Origin of the sequence: Jiangella anatolica, assembly GCF_003236295.1 — a bacterium.
GTDB lineage: Bacteria > Actinomycetota > Actinomycetes > Jiangellales > Jiangellaceae > Jiangella > Jiangella anatolica.
This window is the reverse complement of record NZ_POTW01000131.1, coordinates 1-14,947: the sequence shown is the minus strand read 5'-3', so window position 1 is coordinate 14,947 and position 14,947 is coordinate 1. Positions and strand designations below refer to the sequence as shown.

12 protein-coding genes and 1 pseudogene are annotated in these 14,947 nt (G+C 72.5%); 8 read left to right on the top strand and 5 right to left on the bottom strand.

Annotated features, from left to right (window positions below; translation table 11 throughout):
* Positions 1-120 (top strand): annotated as a pseudogene (locus tag C1I92_RS35150) (IS30 family transposase); the annotation flags it as partial.
* A gap of 31 nt (positions 121-151) precedes the next feature.
* On the opposite strand, the gene C1I92_RS30645 reads toward C1I92_RS35150, so the two are convergent.
* The gene (locus C1I92_RS30645) at positions 152-2,488 is read right to left on the bottom strand and encodes an OmpL47-type beta-barrel domain-containing protein (protein WP_111258424.1); all 2,337 of its coding nucleotides are present in this window, start codon (positions 2,486-2,488) and stop codon (positions 152-154) included.
* Between the two features lie 105 nt (positions 2,489-2,593).
* Between C1I92_RS30645 and guaA the strand changes: the two genes are divergently transcribed.
* Both guaA and C1I92_RS30635 read left to right on the top strand, forming a co-directional pair.
* Positions 2,594-4,165: a glutamine-hydrolyzing GMP synthase gene (guaA, locus tag C1I92_RS30640; RefSeq protein ID WP_111258423.1), complete on the top strand. Its 1,572-nt coding sequence runs from the start codon at positions 2,594-2,596 to the stop codon at positions 4,163-4,165.
* 108 nt (positions 4,166-4,273) lie between these two features.
* Positions 4,274-5,395 (top strand): glycerophosphodiester phosphodiesterase family protein, encoded by a 1,122-nt coding sequence (locus tag C1I92_RS30635; protein ID WP_111258422.1) that lies wholly within the window; start codon positions 4,274-4,276, stop codon positions 5,393-5,395.
* Between the two features lie 79 nt (positions 5,396-5,474).
* Here C1I92_RS30635 and C1I92_RS34135 read toward each other — a convergent pair whose 3' ends face one another.
* Positions 5,475-6,800, bottom strand: a complete 1,326-nt coding sequence (locus C1I92_RS34135; RefSeq protein ID WP_158564353.1) for a PspC domain-containing protein — start codon at positions 6,798-6,800, stop codon at positions 5,475-5,477.
* A 123-nt stretch (positions 6,801-6,923) separates the two neighbouring features.
* Here C1I92_RS34135 and C1I92_RS30610 point away from each other — a divergent pair, with 123 nt between their 5' ends.
* Genes C1I92_RS30610 through C1I92_RS30600 form a run of 3 tightly spaced genes read left to right on the top strand, consistent with a single transcriptional unit; the run spans position 6,924 to position 9,463 of the window.
* Entirely contained in the window at positions 6,924-8,381 is a 1,458-nt protein-coding gene (locus C1I92_RS30610; RefSeq protein WP_111258421.1) for an ATP-binding protein, read from the top strand.
* A complete protein-coding gene (locus tag C1I92_RS30605) occupies positions 8,378-9,061 on the top strand; it encodes a LuxR C-terminal-related transcriptional regulator (protein ID WP_111258420.1) in 684 nt (227 codons plus the stop codon). The genes C1I92_RS30610 and C1I92_RS30605 overlap by 4 nt, the downstream gene beginning before the upstream one ends.
* Positions 9,062-9,106: 45 nt before the next feature.
* Entirely contained in the window at positions 9,107-9,463 is a 357-nt protein-coding gene (locus C1I92_RS30600) for a hypothetical protein (protein WP_111258419.1), read from the top strand.
* A 10-nt stretch (positions 9,464-9,473) separates the two neighbouring features.
* Here C1I92_RS30600 and C1I92_RS30595 read toward each other — a convergent pair whose 3' ends face one another.
* Complete coding sequence (locus C1I92_RS30595) at positions 9,474-10,205, bottom strand: YwaF family protein (RefSeq protein ID WP_111258425.1); 732 nt, start codon at positions 10,203-10,205, stop codon at positions 9,474-9,476.
* 165 nt (positions 10,206-10,370) lie between these two features.
* Here C1I92_RS30595 and pcrA point away from each other — a divergent pair, with 165 nt between their 5' ends.
* A complete protein-coding gene (pcrA, locus tag C1I92_RS30590) occupies positions 10,371-12,683 on the top strand; it encodes a DNA helicase PcrA (RefSeq protein ID WP_111258418.1) in 2,313 nt (770 codons plus the stop codon).
* Here the strand turns inward: pcrA and C1I92_RS30585 are convergent.
* Both C1I92_RS30585 and C1I92_RS30580 read right to left on the bottom strand, forming a co-directional pair.
* Complete coding sequence (locus tag C1I92_RS30585) at positions 12,659-13,426, bottom strand: HAAS signaling domain-containing protein (RefSeq protein ID WP_146605344.1); 768 nt, start codon at positions 13,424-13,426, stop codon at positions 12,659-12,661. The two genes, pcrA and C1I92_RS30585, sit on opposite strands and share 25 nt — an antisense overlap.
* 5 nt (positions 13,427-13,431) lie before the next feature.
* Entirely contained in the window at positions 13,432-13,773 is a 342-nt protein-coding gene (locus C1I92_RS30580; RefSeq protein WP_111258416.1) for a PadR family transcriptional regulator, read from the bottom strand.
* A 121-nt stretch (positions 13,774-13,894) separates the two neighbouring features.
* On the opposite strand from C1I92_RS30580, the gene C1I92_RS30575 reads away from it, so the two are divergent.
* Positions 13,895-14,779: a putative endonuclease domain-containing protein gene (locus C1I92_RS30575; protein WP_111258415.1), complete on the top strand. Its 885-nt coding sequence runs from the start codon at positions 13,895-13,897 to the stop codon at positions 14,777-14,779.
* Positions 14,780-14,947 lie beyond the last annotated feature (168 nt).

The window sequence follows — 14,947 nt, the reverse complement described above, 5'->3', positions numbered from 1 at the left end:
CTCACCCAGGCCGACCTCGACACCGTCGCCGACCAACTCAACACCCGCCCCCGCCACACCCTGAACTGGCAGACTCCAGCCCAGCGGCTCAACCAGCTGCTCGTTGCAACCACCACTTGAGCCTGCCTCTGGCAGCCAAAAAGGTTGATGATCATGGGAAGCGGGGGCGGGCCACCAGGTGCTCGGTCACCGTCGCCGTGTTGCCGGCGCGGTCGGCGGCCCGGACCTCGATGGTGTGCCGCCCGGGCCGCAGCCGCACCGGTTCGGTGTACGTGGTCCACGGCCCGTCGTCGAGCCGGTACGCGATCTCGTGCACGCCGAGGCCGGCGCCGTCATCGACGGTCAACTCGAGGTACGGCCGCCAGTCGCCGGCGACGTGCCCGACGCCCACCTCGACGGCCGGAGGCGCCGTGTCCGCCGCGGGCGGAGTCCAGCGGAACAGTTCCGTGCCGGACGCCATCGCCAGCTCGCCGCCATCCAGCACCGTGAACGTCGAGTATGCGAACCCGCCCAGCTCCTCGACGGCGCCGGTCGCGCCGTACACCCGGTACAGCCGCCCACCCATCGAGACGTAGAGCGCGTCCGCATCGGGCACCGGCTCGACGACGCCGGCCTGGTGCGGCCAGGTCTGCCGCGACTGCGGCGGCGGCGAGCCCAGCTGGACGGTGCGCAGCGTCGCGCCCGTCGCCGGGTCCAGCTCCAGCAGCGCGGAGCCGGCCAGCGTCCACAGCCGTCCGGCCGCGTCGAGCGTCGTCGCGACGTAGCTCGGCGCTCCCGGGACCGGCGAGACCTGCCAGGCCACCTCCCCGCTCACCGGGGAGAACGCCAGCACCGTGCCCTCGGGTTGCACCGGCTCGGGACTGCCCGTGCCGCCGTAGACCCAGGTCCCGGCGTACACCGTCGCGCCGTCGGGCGACGCCGCCAGCGAGGTCAGCGCCCGGTCCGGCGAGAGGTCGTCGAGGAACCGGGTCTGCCCGGTCGTGCGGTCGGACACGGCGACCGAGCCACCGAAGGTCGAGCCCTTCGGCCCGGTCGCGGCGACCACCACGTCGTCCAGCGGGAGCAGCGCGAAGATCCGGTCCTGCGGGTTGGCGGTGTGCTGCCTGAAGTCCCACAGCTTCACCGGGTTGACCGGCGTGCCGGGCGGGCCGGGGGCGTAGTCGGGGTCGTTGAACGGCGCGCCCGGGTCGTAGCGGTAGCCGCGCGCGTCCGGGTACCCGCCGATCCACACGTTCTCGCCGTCGTCGTGCAGCTGCTCCGTCTGCGCGAACCGGCGGAACCGCGACTCGCCGGTCTGGGCGTCGACGTGGGCGAACCCGTTGAGGAACCCGCCGGCCCACACGCCGCCGCCGGTGGCCGCCTCGAGCGAGAGGATCTCGATCGGCTCCCCGGGCACCTCCGTCGGAACCACCTCGCTCCGGCCGGTCGCCGGGTTGTACCGCCACATCTCGCCGCGCCAGAAGAAGCCGGTCAGCGTGAGCCCGGGCCACGCCGGGTCGCCGAGATCGACCCAGCCCACGCCGCGGTAGTTGTAGACGCGGCCCTCGTACCGCAGCGGGGTCGGGGTGGCGGTGCCGGTGGCCGGATTCCACGCGGTCAGCGTGTTGCTCCGCATGACGTACAGCTCGCCGTCCGGTCCGGGCGCGGGCAGCTCCAGGCCGGCGACGGTGTCCAGCGACGCGCCCCAGGTCCCGGTGGCCGGGTCCAACTCGTACAGCGGCGCGTACTTGATGTCGGTGCCGATCCGCACGTAGAGCCGGTCGCCGATGACATTGACGTCGAACACCGAGGTCAGCTCGTTGCCCGGGTTGGACTCCGGCGGCAGCGCGATCTCTCGCTTCGCGCCGGTCGCCGGGTCCACCTCGACCAGGTGCGCGCGCGTCATGGTGCCGACGTAGAGCTTGCCGCCGTACGACGCGACGGTGCGGGCCTGCTGGGTGTCGGCGGCGACGGCGCCGTAGTCCTGGAACGCGCCGGTGCCTGGGTCGTACGCGTAGAGCCGCGCGCCTGGGAAGGTCACGCCGTAGATGCGGCCGTCGGGGCCCTCGGTGATGTCCCACGCGAACGTCTCACCAGGTACGACCTGCCCGAGGTCCTCGACGGCGTCCGCGCCCCACGGCAGGCGGTAGAGACGCCCGTTGGGGTTGGTGCTGACGTAGACGTCGCCGCCCTCGAGCGCCACGACGCCGGTCGCGGAGTTGGCGCCGGGCAGCGGCGTCGTCAGCAGGATCTCGCCTGTGCGCGCGTCGGCGACGGACAGCCGGACCGGCTCGCCGACGGTGACGCCGTAGACGGTGGGCACGCCGTCCGGCGTGGTCGCCACGGCTCCGCCGACCAGAGTGACGTCGTTCAGTGGGGCGCCCAGCGAGACGGGCGCGGCGCCGCCGGACGGCTCGGCGTCCGCGGGTGCCGCGGCGCTGGTCATGGCGGTGACGAGGGCGGCGGACAGGACGGCGGCGAGCGGGACGGCGAGAAGCGGGCGGCGCATCGGCGGACCTCCGGACGTCGCGAGTTACGGTCTGGGCCGTAAATACGTAACGAGACCCTACTGGAGAGGCGGTGTCCTGCCAAGGGTCTGCACTACGCTCGTTGGGTGGCCGAGAACTCCCATGACACCGTCCTCGTCGTCGACTTCGGCGCCCAGTACGCCCAGCTGATCGCGCGGCGCGTCCGCGAGGCGCGGGTGTACTCCGAGATCGTCCCGCACACCATGCCCGTGGGGGACATGCTGGCGAGGAACCCGAAGGCGATCGTCCTGTCAGGCGGGCCGTCCAGCGTGTACGCCGAGGGCGCCCCGTCGGTCGACCCGGCGCTGTTCCAGTCCGGCGTTCCGGCGTTCGGCATCTGCTACGGCTTCCAGGCGATGGCGCGGGCGCTCGGCGGCACCGTCGCGCACACCGGGAAGTCCGAGTTCGGCCGCACCGACCTCGCCGTGCAGGTCGAGGGCACGCTGCTGCAGGGCGTCGGCACCGGCACGAAGGTCTGGATGAGCCACGGCGACTCCGTCACCGCCGCGCCGGAGGGCTTCGCCGTCCTGGCCGGCACGCCCGACACCCCCGTCGCCGCGTTCGAGGACACCGCGCGCGGCCTGGCCGGCGTGCAGTGGCACCCCGAGGTGCTGCACTCCGAGCACGGCCAGGCGGTCCTGCAGCACTTCCTCTACGACATCGCCGGCGCCGCGCCCACCTGGACGATGGCGAACATCGTCGACGAGACGGTCGCGGCGGTGCGCGCGCAGGTCGGCGACAAGCGGGTCATCTGCGGGCTGTCCGGCGGCGTCGACTCCGCGGTCGCGGCGGCGCTCGTCCAGAAGGCCGTCGGCGCCCAGCTGACCTGCGTCTACGTCGACCACGGGCTGATGCGCGAGGGCGAGTCCGAGCAGGTCGAGCGCGACTACGTCGCCGCCACCGGCGTCGACCTGCACGTCGTCGAGGCCGCCGACCGGTTCCTCACCCAGCTCAAGGGCGTCGAGGACCCGGAGGAGAAGCGCAAGATCATCGGGCGCGAGTTCATCCGGGTGTTCGAGCAGGCCGCGCGCGACATCGTCGCCCAGGCCGGCGAAGAGGGCACCGAGGTGGAGTTCCTGGTCCAGGGCACCCTCTACCCCGACGTCGTCGAGTCCGGCGGCGGCGAGGGCACCGCGAACATCAAGAGCCACCACAACGTCGGCGGCCTGCCCGACGACCTCCAGTTCACCCTGATCGAGCCGCTGCGCACGCTGTTCAAGGACGAGGTCCGCGCGGTCGGCGAGGAGCTCGGGCTGCCGGCCGAGATCGTGTGGCGGCAGCCGTTCCCCGGCCCCGGCCTGGGCATCCGCATCGTCGGCGCCGTCGACGCCGAGCGGCTGGCCATCCTGCGCCGGGCCGACGCCATCGCCCGCGCCGAGCTGACCGCGGCCGGCCTGGACCGCGACGTCTGGCAGTTCCCGGTCGTGTTGCTGGCCGACGTCCGCTCCGTCGGCGTGCAAGGCGACGGGCGCACCTACGGCCACCCGATCGTGCTGCGCCCGGTGTCCAGCGAGGACGCCATGACGGCGGACTGGTCGCGGCTGCCCTACGACGTCGTCGAGCGCATCTCCACCCGCATCACCAACGAGGTGCGCGAGGTGAACCGCGTCGTCCTCGACGTCACCAGCAAGCCGCCGGGCACCATCGAGTGGGAGTGATCCACTAACGTCGCAGGTGTCTGATTGCGTTCGTGCGTTGGGGAGTGCGTCATGCCCAGTTCGACGTCGTGTGGTCGGCGGGACACGGTCGCTCCCTAGCCTGACCGCATGTCGGACACCGCCTTGCCCGTCGTCGTCGCGCATCGTGGCGCGTGCGGCTACCGGCCGGAACACACCCTGGCCGCGTATCAGCTGGCCGTCGACCTCGGCGCCGACTTCATCGAGACCGACCTGCAACTCACCCGCGACGGCGTGCTGGTCGCGCGGCACGACGCCGAGCTGTCCGCGTCGACCGACGTCGCCGAGCGGCCCGAGTTCGCGCACCGGCGCCGCCGCGGGCTGGTCGACGGCCGCGAGCTGACCGGCTGGTTCATCGACGACTTCACGCTCGACGAGGTCAGGTCGCTGTACGCGCGCGAGCGGATCCCGCAGCTGCGTCCGGCCAACCAGGCCTACGACGGCCGGCTACGGGTGCCCACGTTCGACGAGGTCATCACGCTGGCGATCGACGCCGGCCACCGCCGCGGCCGTCCGGTCGGCCTGTATCCGCAGCTCAAGCACCCGACGTACTACGCCGAGCGCGGGCTGTCCGTCGACGACGCGCTGATGGCGGCGCTGCTGGGGTTCCGGCTCGAGCGCGCCCGCATCCCCGTCTTCGTCCAGTCCTTCGAGCCGTCGGTGCTGCGCAGGCTGGCCGCCCGGACGTCGGTGCCGCTGGTGCAGCTGGTCGACAGCACCGGCCGGCCGTTCGACTGGGAGCGGGCCGAGGACGGGCGCCGGTTCGTCGACCTGCTCACCCCGACCGGGCTGCGCGAGGTGGCGTCGTACGCGACGGTGCTCGGCGCGCACAAGTCGCTGGTGGTGCCGCGCGACCCCGAGGGCCGGCTGGGCCATCCCAGCCGGCTGGTCGCCGACGCCCACGACCTCGGGATGGCGGTGCACGCCTGGACGTTCCGGAACGAGAACTCGTTCCTGCCCGCGGATCGCCGCCGCGGCCGGGAGGCGGCCGGCCACGGCGACGCGCTGGGCGAGTTGGGGGTGTTCCTCGGTGCCGGGGTGGACGGCGTCGTCACCGACCACCCCGACACGGCCGTCGCGGCCAGGGATCAGGCCTTCGGCTCGCGCTCACGCCGCAGCTTGCTCAGCGACGCCATCAGCCCGGCCAGGCCGATCGAGACCAGCAGCACCGGCAGTGCGACCTCGAGGCCGGACAGGCCCAGCACGTCGTAGTGCACGAACGGCCACATCGCGCTCACTCCTAGGAAGAGAAGTCCGAAGATCAGGGAGACGACGTCGGTGTCATGGCGCTTCATCGGGTCACCTCGAGGTTGCCCAGGCCCAGCTCCAGGTCCAGCACGAGCGTGCCGCCGCCGGGTCCGTCCCTGCCGTTGTCGGTGTAGTCCTTGATCTCCTGGCCGAGGCCTTCCTGCCCCTCGTTGAAGTAGGTGAGGTCGCCGGCCCCGACCGAGGCCTGCTCGATCCGGACGTCGACGTCCGGTGGCAGGTCGATGGTGAGCGAGCCGGCGCCCTGCTCGACGTCGAGGTGCACCGTCTGGCCGTCGGTGAGCGTGAGGCCGGCCAGGTCGAAGCGGATGTCACCGGCGCCGAACTCCTGCGGCTCGCGGGGGAACTGCTCCGCGGTCAGGTACGTGCGGGTGATGTCACCGGAGTTGTGGTAGTCCCACTGGGACAGCCAGGTGGCCGGGACCAGCGCGATCGAGAGCAGGAAGCCCAGCACGATCAGGCCGCGGGAGCGCCCGTACCAGGCGCCGACCAGCAGGCCCAGCGCGACGATGCCCAGCGGCACCGCGACGTACACGCCCGGCGGGTACTCCGCCCAGGTGGCGTCGTTGACGGCGAGCACGCCGACCGACAGCAGCGCCAGGCAGAACGTGATCAGCCCGAGCACCGAGCGCTGCTTGGCCGGCGGCGGGGCCGGCGGCTCGTAGACCGGCGTAGGCGCCTGCGGCGGGCCCCAGTCCGGGCCCTCCGGCCAGCCGCTGGTCGGCCCGGCCGGTCCCGCCGGTCCGCCCGGCTCGGCCGGGGGAGCGACGGCGGGACCCGCCGGTGCCGCGTCAGTGGTGGCAGTGGTCGTGGTGGCACCCGCGCCGCCGGGCGCCGGTGCGACGGTGGGGTCGTAGACGTAGCCGCCGAACCCGGCCTCGTCGGGCGGCGTGTCGTAGCCGGCCCGCTCGTCCTCGTCGGTGCGGCGGCGCAGCAGCAGGTACACGCCCAGCACGGCGAGGAGCAGCAGCACGCCGCTGTCCCACGAGCCGGCGACGATGCTGACGCCGGCGACCATGCCGATGCCGGCCAGCAGCAGCGCCAGCGGGCGGGTGCCCGGGCGGCGGTTCTCGCCGCGGCCGAGCGCCTGGTCCAGGATCGAGCGCTCCTCGTCCTCGGCCGGCACCACCAGCCAGAAGATGGCGTACAGCACGACTCCCACGCCGCCGAAGATCGACAGGACGACGGTGGCGACGCGGAGCACGACCGGGTCGATGCCGAGCCGCCGGCCCAGCCCGCCGAGCACACCGGCGACGACCCGGTCCGACCGGCTGCGACGCAGCGAGCGGAACTCGTCGGAGACGCGCGGACCGGAGTCCGCGGCGGGGGAGGCAGGAGGCAGATGACTCATGCCATCGATGATGCCCAGCCGTGGTCCCGCGTGCATCGGGGATGACCCGGAACGGCCCCCGACCCGCGATCTCCGGGACGTCCCTCATGGCGGCGCGCGCCCGCGCGTGTGACCATCGATGTCATGAGCACTGTGCCGACACCCCGTGCCGCCGATCCGGCGGCGCGCGGCTCGGCGCGCCCCGGCGACGAAACCGAGCCCGGGACGGAGGCGGCCGCGGCGACCGAGAGCGGGCCGCGCGAGCTGCCGCCCGGCGAGCCGCCGGCCGCCGGCCGCGGCGGCGCTCGCACCCCCGGCCCGGCCGCCGACCCCGGCGCGCCGCCCCGGTTCGTCCGGCACTCCGACGGCCGCATGGTCGGCGGCGTCGCGGTCGCGCTGGCGGCCCAGTTCAAGGTGCAGCCACTCGCCGTCCGCGTCGCGTTCAGCCTGCTCAGCGCGATCTCCGGGTTCGGTGTGGTGCTCTACCTGGCGTTGTGGATCTTCACCCCGCTGGACCAGACGGTGGCCCGCGAGGCGGAGGACGAGCGCACGCCGGCCGGCCTGGCCGCCGCCACCCGCACCGGCAAGCGCCGCCGCCGCACCCTGGCACAGCGCACCGGCGACCTCGGCCAGCTGGCCGCGCTGGTGCTGCTCGGCGCCGGGGTGTGGCTGCTGGTCCAGCAGACCCCGCTCGGCGTCAGTCCGGCCCTGTTCTTCCCGCTGCTGCTGGCCGCCGCCGGCCTGACGCTGGTGTGGCGGGCCGCCGACGAGCAGGAACGCAGCCGCCTGTCGGCGATCTCGCCGCGGTTCCCCTGGCTGGCGGCGCTCACCGGCAAGGGCGGCTGGATCGCCGCGGCCCGGGTGGTGGCCGGCACCGGCGTCGTGGTGGCGGGCGTCGTCGTGTTCCTCGTCGGCCAGGGCCAGTTCGAGGTGACGATGGACGCGCTGGGCGGGGTGATCGTCATCCTCGTCGGCGTCGGGCTGATCGCCGGGCCGTGGCTGTGGAAGCTGTGGCGCAACCTCGAGAGCGAGCGGCGCGCCCGCATCGTCTCCCAGGAGCGTGCCGACATGGCCTCCCACCTGCACGACTCCGTGCTGCAGACGCTGGCGCTGATCCAGAAGCAGGCGAACGACCCGCGCGCCGTCGTCCGGCTGGCCCGGGCCCAGGAGCGCGACCTGCGCGCCTGGCTCTACAGCGACCTCGTCGACGACGGGTCCTCGCTGGCGGCCGCCCTGACGAAGATGGCCGCCGAGGTCGAGGACTCCTTCGGCACGCCGGTCGAGGTGGTCACCGTCGGCGACGCGGAGATCGACGACGTCGCCCGGGCCGTCCTCAAGGCCGCGCGCGAGGCCACCGTCAACGCCGCCAAGCACTCGGGCGCGGACAAGATCGACATCTTCGTCGAGGCCGGCGACGACGGCGTCGAGGTGTTCGTCCGCGACCGGGGCGCCGGGTTCGACCCGGACTCCGTCCCCGAGGACCGGCTCGGTGTGCGACGCTCGGTCATCGGGCGCATGGAGCGGCACGGCGGCGAGGCCACCATCCGGTCAACGCCCGGCGAGGGCACCGAAGTACGACTGTCGACGAGGAGAAGCTCGTGAGCGAGATCAAGCCAGACGAGACCAGGCCGGCCGACGCGGGCCCGGTCACGGTCGTGCTCGTCGACGACCACGCGATGTTCCGGACGGGCGTGCGCGCCGAGCTCGCGCAGGCCCCGGCCGTCGACGTCGTCGGCGAGGCCGCGGACACCGCCGAGGCGGTCGCCGTCGTGCTCCGGACCAAGCCCGAGGTCGTGCTGCTCGACGTGCACCTGCCCGGCGGCGGCGGCGGCGAGGTGATCCGCCAGGTGCACCCCAAGGAGCCGGGCGTGCGGTTCCTCGCGCTGTCGGTCTCCGACGCCGCCGAGGACGTCATCGGCACCATCCGGGCCGGCGCCCGCGGCTACGTCACCAAGTCCATCACCGGCGACGACCTGGTCGCCGCGATCGGCCGGGTGGCCGACGGCGACGCCGTCTTCTCGCCCCGGCTGGCCGGCTTCGTGCTCGACGCGTTCGCCGGCACCGAGGCCCCGTCCGTCGACGACGACCTGGACCGGCTCACCCAGCGCGAGCGCGAGGTGCTGCGGCTGATCGCCCGCGGCTACGCGTACAAGGAGATCGCGAAGGAGCTGTTCATCTCGGTCAAGACGGTCGAGACGCACGTGTCGGCGGTGCTGCGCAAGCTGCAGCTGTCCAACCGGTACGAGCTGACCCGCTGGGCGACCGACCGCCGCCTGGTCTGACCCCGTCGCCGGGGAGTACGACACGGCGTAGTAGTCTGCCCGGCCATGGAGTTCGTCTACGACCTCGTGCTCGTGCTGCACTTCTTCGGCCTGGCCAGTCTGCTCGGCGGGATCATGGTGCAGCTGAGCGCCCGCGACGGCCGTGTCGTCAACGCGGCCATGCTGCACGGGGCGCTGACCCAGCTCGTCACCGGTGTCGCGATGGTCGGCATGGCCTCCGGGATCGACTCCCTGGACAAGGAGATCGACAACGCGAAGGTCGGCGTGAAGCTGGTCGTCGTGCTGGTCATCACCGGGTTGTGCTTCGCGCAGCGCAGGCGCACCGCGATCGCCGACGGGCTGTTCTTCGCCCTGTTCGGGCTGACCGCCGCGAATGTCGTGATCGCCGTCTTCTGGAACTGAGCCGCTGGGCTCATCCCGGTCCGGTTCGACGCGTATCGTGCGCTGCTGGACGCTCAGGTGCCGGCTGCCGCGTCCACGGCCAGGTGACCAGAGCCCAGACCGCGGCGATGAGCACCGTCTCGACCACCACGTACCACGGCCAGGGGCCGAACAGGTCCAGCAACGACGCCGAGTCCGGCTTGGCGTTGAGGAAGCCATAGTTCGTGCCGGTGGCCGCGTTGAACGCGAACACCACCGCCGCCCACACAGCAGTCGCCGTCACCGCGACCCGGTACGAGTCCCAGCCGGGCCGGATCCCCAGGCCCCACGTCAGGAAGACCGCCGCCACCACGGTCAGCCCGTGCATCGACCAGTAGAGGACGAATGCGGGATCGGGGAACTCCGCGTCGAGATCCGGCGTGAGGATCGGCTGGATGCTGAGCGTGAGGCCCCAGTAGTACGTCAGTGCGGCCGACCAGCGCCGGCGCGTCAGCAGCGCGTGGATCGCCGCCAGCCACGCCAGGTCACAGAGCTGGATCGGCAACGACAGGCCCAGGGCGAAGCGGCCAGGCAGGTTGAAGTACACCTGCAGCGGCAACGTCAGTGTCAGGAAGACGATGGCGAATCCGGTGCTGAGCCGATTCGCTGCGCGGGTGCCGCGGGCCGCCTGCCCCCGCCGCACCAGCCACCAGGCCAGAACGGCCAGGACCACCAGCACGGCCGCATGCGAGGGACCGTACGGCGTGAAGGTCTCGCCGGGCATCGCCACCGCTCCCACCAGGACGGTTCCCGTCCGGCGCGAGATCATGCGCCGTGCCGCCGATCGCGCCGGCGTTCGTAAGCGTGTTCGGGCCGAGTCTGTCGGCGGGCGGGCATAGGCTGGGGACGCTAGCCAAGCGAGTGAGAAGGTGAGTGTGACCCACCGGCGATGAGTGCCCTGTTCGACGACCTCACCCTGACCGCGGCGGCCGAGCCCAGGAAGCCGGCGAAGCGGCGTTCGCGCGACCCCGAGGCACTGCTCGACGGGCTGAACGGGCCGCAGCGCGACGCGGTGACCCACCAGGGTTCGCCGCTGCTGATCGTCGCCGGCGCCGGGTCGGGGAAGACGCGGGTGCTGACGCGGCGCATCGCGTACCTGCTGGGCGAGCGCAACGTGCACCCGGGCTCCGTCCTCGCGATCACGTTCACGAACAAGGCCGCCGGCGAGATGAAGGCGCGCGTCGCGGACCTCGTCGGCAAGCGCTCGGACATCATGTGGGTGTCCACGTTCCACTCCGCCTGCGTGCGCATCCTGCGCCGCGAGGCCAAGCACTTCGGCTACACGTCGTCGTTCTCCATCTACGACCAGGCCGACTCGCACCGGCTGATGGCCATGGTCTGCCGCGAGCTCGACCTCGACCCGCGCCGCTACCAGCCGCGCCAGTTCAGCTACGCGATCAGCAACTTCAAGAACGAGCTGATCGACTACGAGACGGCGCTGGCGAAGGCCGACACGCACCACCAGAAGATGATCGCCGAGGCGTACGAGCTGTACCAGCGCCGGCTCACCGAGGCCAACGCGTTCGACTTCGACGACCTCATCATGACGACGGTGCACCTGCTGCAGGCCTTCCCCGACGTCGCGGAGAACTACCGGCGCCGGTTCCGGCACATCCTCGTCGACGAGTACCAGGACACCAACCACGCCCAGTACGTGCTGGTGCGCGAGCTGGTCGGCACCGGGGTCATCTCCGGCGAGGACGAGCCCGCGGTGCCGCCGGCCGAGCTGTGCGTGGTGGGCGACGCCGACCAGTCCATCTACGCGTTCCGCGGCGCGACCATCCGCAACATCCTGCAGTTCGAGGAGGACTATCCCGACACCCGGGTGATCCTGCTGGAGCAGAACTACCGGTCCACGCAGACCATCCTGTCCGCCGCGAACGCCGTCATCGCCCGCAACTCCGGACGCAAGCCGAAGCGGCTGTGGAGCGACAGCGGCGACGGCGCCAAGATCGTCGGGTACGTGGCCGACGACGAGCACGCCGAGGCGCAGTTCGTCGCCGACGAGATCGACCGGCTCACCGACGAGGGCGAGGCCCGCACCGGCGACGTAGCCGTCTTCTACCGCACCAACGCGCAGTCGCGGGTGCTGGAGGAGATCTTCGTCCGGGTCGGCCTGCCGTACCGCGTCGTCGGCGGCACCCGGTTCTACGAGCGGCGCGAGATCCGCGACGCGCTGGCCTACCTGCGGTTCCTCGCCAACCCCGAGGACTCGGTCTCGCTGCGGCGCATCCTCAACGTGCCGAAGCGGGGCATCGGCGACCGCGCCGAGGCGATGGTCGAGGCGCTGGCCCAGCGCGACCGCGGCACGTTCTTCCAGGCGCTGCGCCACGCCGCCGACGCGCCCGGGATCGCCACCCGGTCGGTCAACGCGATCGAGGGGTTCGTCCAGCTCACCGATGAGCTGCGGGCACTGGTCGGCGACGGCGTCGGGCCGGCCGCGATCCTCGAGGCGACGCTGGACCGCACCGGCTACGTCGCGGAGCTGTCCGAGTCCGACGACCCGCAGGACGAGACCCGGCTGGACAACCTGCGCGAGCTGGTCGCCGTCGCCGGCGAGTACGAGGCGAGCGAGGACTCCGACGGCTCGCTGTCGGGGTTCCTCGAGCAGGTCAGCCTCGTCGCCGACGCCGACGAGATCCCCGAGGGCGACGACCACGACGGCATGGTCACGCTGATGACATTGCACACCGCGAAGGGCCTGGAGTTCCCGGTGGTGTTCCTCACCGGCCTCGAGGACGGCGTCTTCCCGCACCAGCGCTCGCTCGGCGGCAACGCCCAGGAGCTGGAGGAGGAGCGCCGGCTGGCCTACGTCGGCATCACCCGGGCGCGCGAGCGGCTGTACCTGTCGCGGGCGTTGCTGCGCAGCGCGTGGGGGTCGCCGGCGCACAACCCGTCGTCGCGGTTCCTGGCCGAGATCCCCGACGAGCTGATCGACTGGCGCCGCACCGAGGCCGACCAGGTCAAGTGGACCACGCCGCCGCCACCGCGCCGGCAGCCGGTCAGCGGCCGGTCCACGGGTGCGGGCAACCGGCCGGTCATCTCGCTGTCCGCCGGCGACCGCGTCACCCACGACGCGTTCGGCCTGGGCACCGTCGTCGCGACCAACGGGCAGGGGGAGCACGCCCAGGCCACCGTCGACTTCGGCGAGAGCGGCCTGAAAACGCTGCTGCTGCGCTACGCCCCGGTCGAGAAGCTCTGAGCCAGCGCGTCGGTGCGCCGTCGCCCGTTCCGGTACAGCACGAACGCGGTGACCAGGGACGCGATGGCGATGACGACGAGCACGCCGAGGGCGATCGCCGAGCCGCCTGAGTCCGAGCCGCCGCCGCTCGTGCAGGTCTCGGTGTAGCCGCCGCTGGCCGTCGAGCCGCCCTCGCAGTACTTCGAGCCGGTGCCGCTGGTATCCCAGGCGACGAAGAACGCGATGAAGGCGGCCGTTCCCGCCGCGGGCAGCAGGAACGTGCCGGCCAGCTTCTCGCCGGGCGTCCACAGCGGCGAGACCCAGAGCACCACCCAACCGGCCAGCAGCAACAGCGGCAGCAGCAGGAGCCCGCCGAACGAGACCAGGAACGGCAGCACGATCGGGCCCAGCAGCAGCGTCAGCACGACGACGGCGGGCACCCAGTCACGGCTGAGCGTCGGCGCCGCCGGCGCCGCCGGTGCGGCTCTGGTCGGCGCGGGGCCGCCGCCCGGGCCGCCGCCCGGGACTCCGCCGGTCGCCTCGGCGGCGATGGCCAGCGGATCACCGAGCGCGCTGAGCACCTCGTCGACGTCGGCATCGGTGACCTCGGTGCGACCGGCCAGCGCGGCCGCGATGTGCTCACGGATGCCCGCGAGGAGGTCGTCGCGGTCGCCGGCCGGCAGCTCCGTCAGCGCACCGGACAGCTCGGCCAGGTAGCGGTCGATCCGCTGGTGCTGGGTGGCGGTCAGCATGGGTTCCTCCATGGCGGTCACCCTCGCCCGTCGGCGAGGACGCGGTCGACGGCGTCGCGGAACGGCCGCCAGGTCTGCTCGAACGCCGTGAGCGCGGCGCGTCCGTCCTGCGTCAGCCGGTAGTAGCGCCGCGGCGGCCCGGACTCCGACTCCTGCCACGTCGACTCCACCAGCCCGCCCTTGCGCAGCCGCGACAGCAACGGATACAGCGTCCCCTCGCCGGCCATCAACACGCCGTCGGTCAGCTCGCGGGCGATGTCCAGCCCGTACCTGTCGCCGTCGCGGACCAGGGCGAGGATGCAGTACTCCAGCGCCCCGCGCCGGAGGTTGGTCATGATCTGACCCTCGCCAGGTACCATGCGACACAAGGTACCAGATGCGCCGCGGAGGGTTGTCCACAGGCGACGCGGAGCTGCCGCGTCATCCACAGATGCGTCTGCGGCCCTGGCGAGGCGCACAGTTGGTTGCTGAGCTGTCGGCATGACGGCTGATCCGGCTCCTGCGAGCGATGCTGGCGAGACGCTCGCGCGTCTGCTGGCGGCTCAGGCAGGCGTCCTGCACCGCCACGAGGTGCCGCCGGCCCTCGCCCGCCATGTGCGTCGCGAGGTGCGTGCCCGTCGCTGGCAGCGGGTCGGGCGCGATGTCTTCGTCAGCCACAACGGCGAGCTCGGGCCGACCGCCGCGGAGCTCGACGGGCTGGAGGGATTTGGCACGACCACGATCTTCGTCACGCAGCCGTGCGGCACCCGCGATACGCGACAGCCTGGGGTGGTCGTGCACTACTCCAGGTTCCTCGACGACCTGGACGTGCATCCGCTCAGGGTCCCGCGGCGGTGCCGGATGCCGCGGAGCATCGTCGACGCCGCGGCGTGGGCCTCCAGGGACGACCGTGCGCGGGCGATTCTCCTCGCCGGGGTGCAGCAGCGCCTGGTGACGCCCGAGCAGTTGCGCGATGCACTGTCCCGGCGCGGCCCGTGTCTGCGCCATGCCCTGATCGTGGAGACCATCGACGACGCGGCCGGCGGTATCGCGTCGGTGCCGGAGCGCGAGTTCGCCGAGCTCGTCCGGGCGTTCCACCTACCCGAGCCGGCTCGTCAGCGCGTGCTCCAGCGGCCGGACGGACGTCGTTACCTCGACGCGGATTGGGCCGAGTTCCGGCTCGCGGTCGAGGTCGACGGTCGCGGTCATCTCGACGTACTCGCCTGGGATGCCGACCTCGACCGGGCGAACGACATCGTGATCGACGGCCGGACGCTGCTTCGCTTCACCTCCTACGCCATCCGGCACCGGCCGGCGGTGGTGGGCGCAACGCTGCAACGTGCCCTGATCGCCCGCGGCTGGGGCGGACCCACCGTCGCCGGATGATCAGGTGACCTAGCGCCCCTCTCACCGTCCACTTCGTCACCTGATCGTTTTCTGTCCACATGCTGGAGATGATCAGGTGACCGAACGCCCCAGCTGGCCCGCCGCCAGGTCACCTGATCGTTTGCGGGAAAACGATCAGGTGACGAAGCCGCAGGGGCGGGTGGGCGG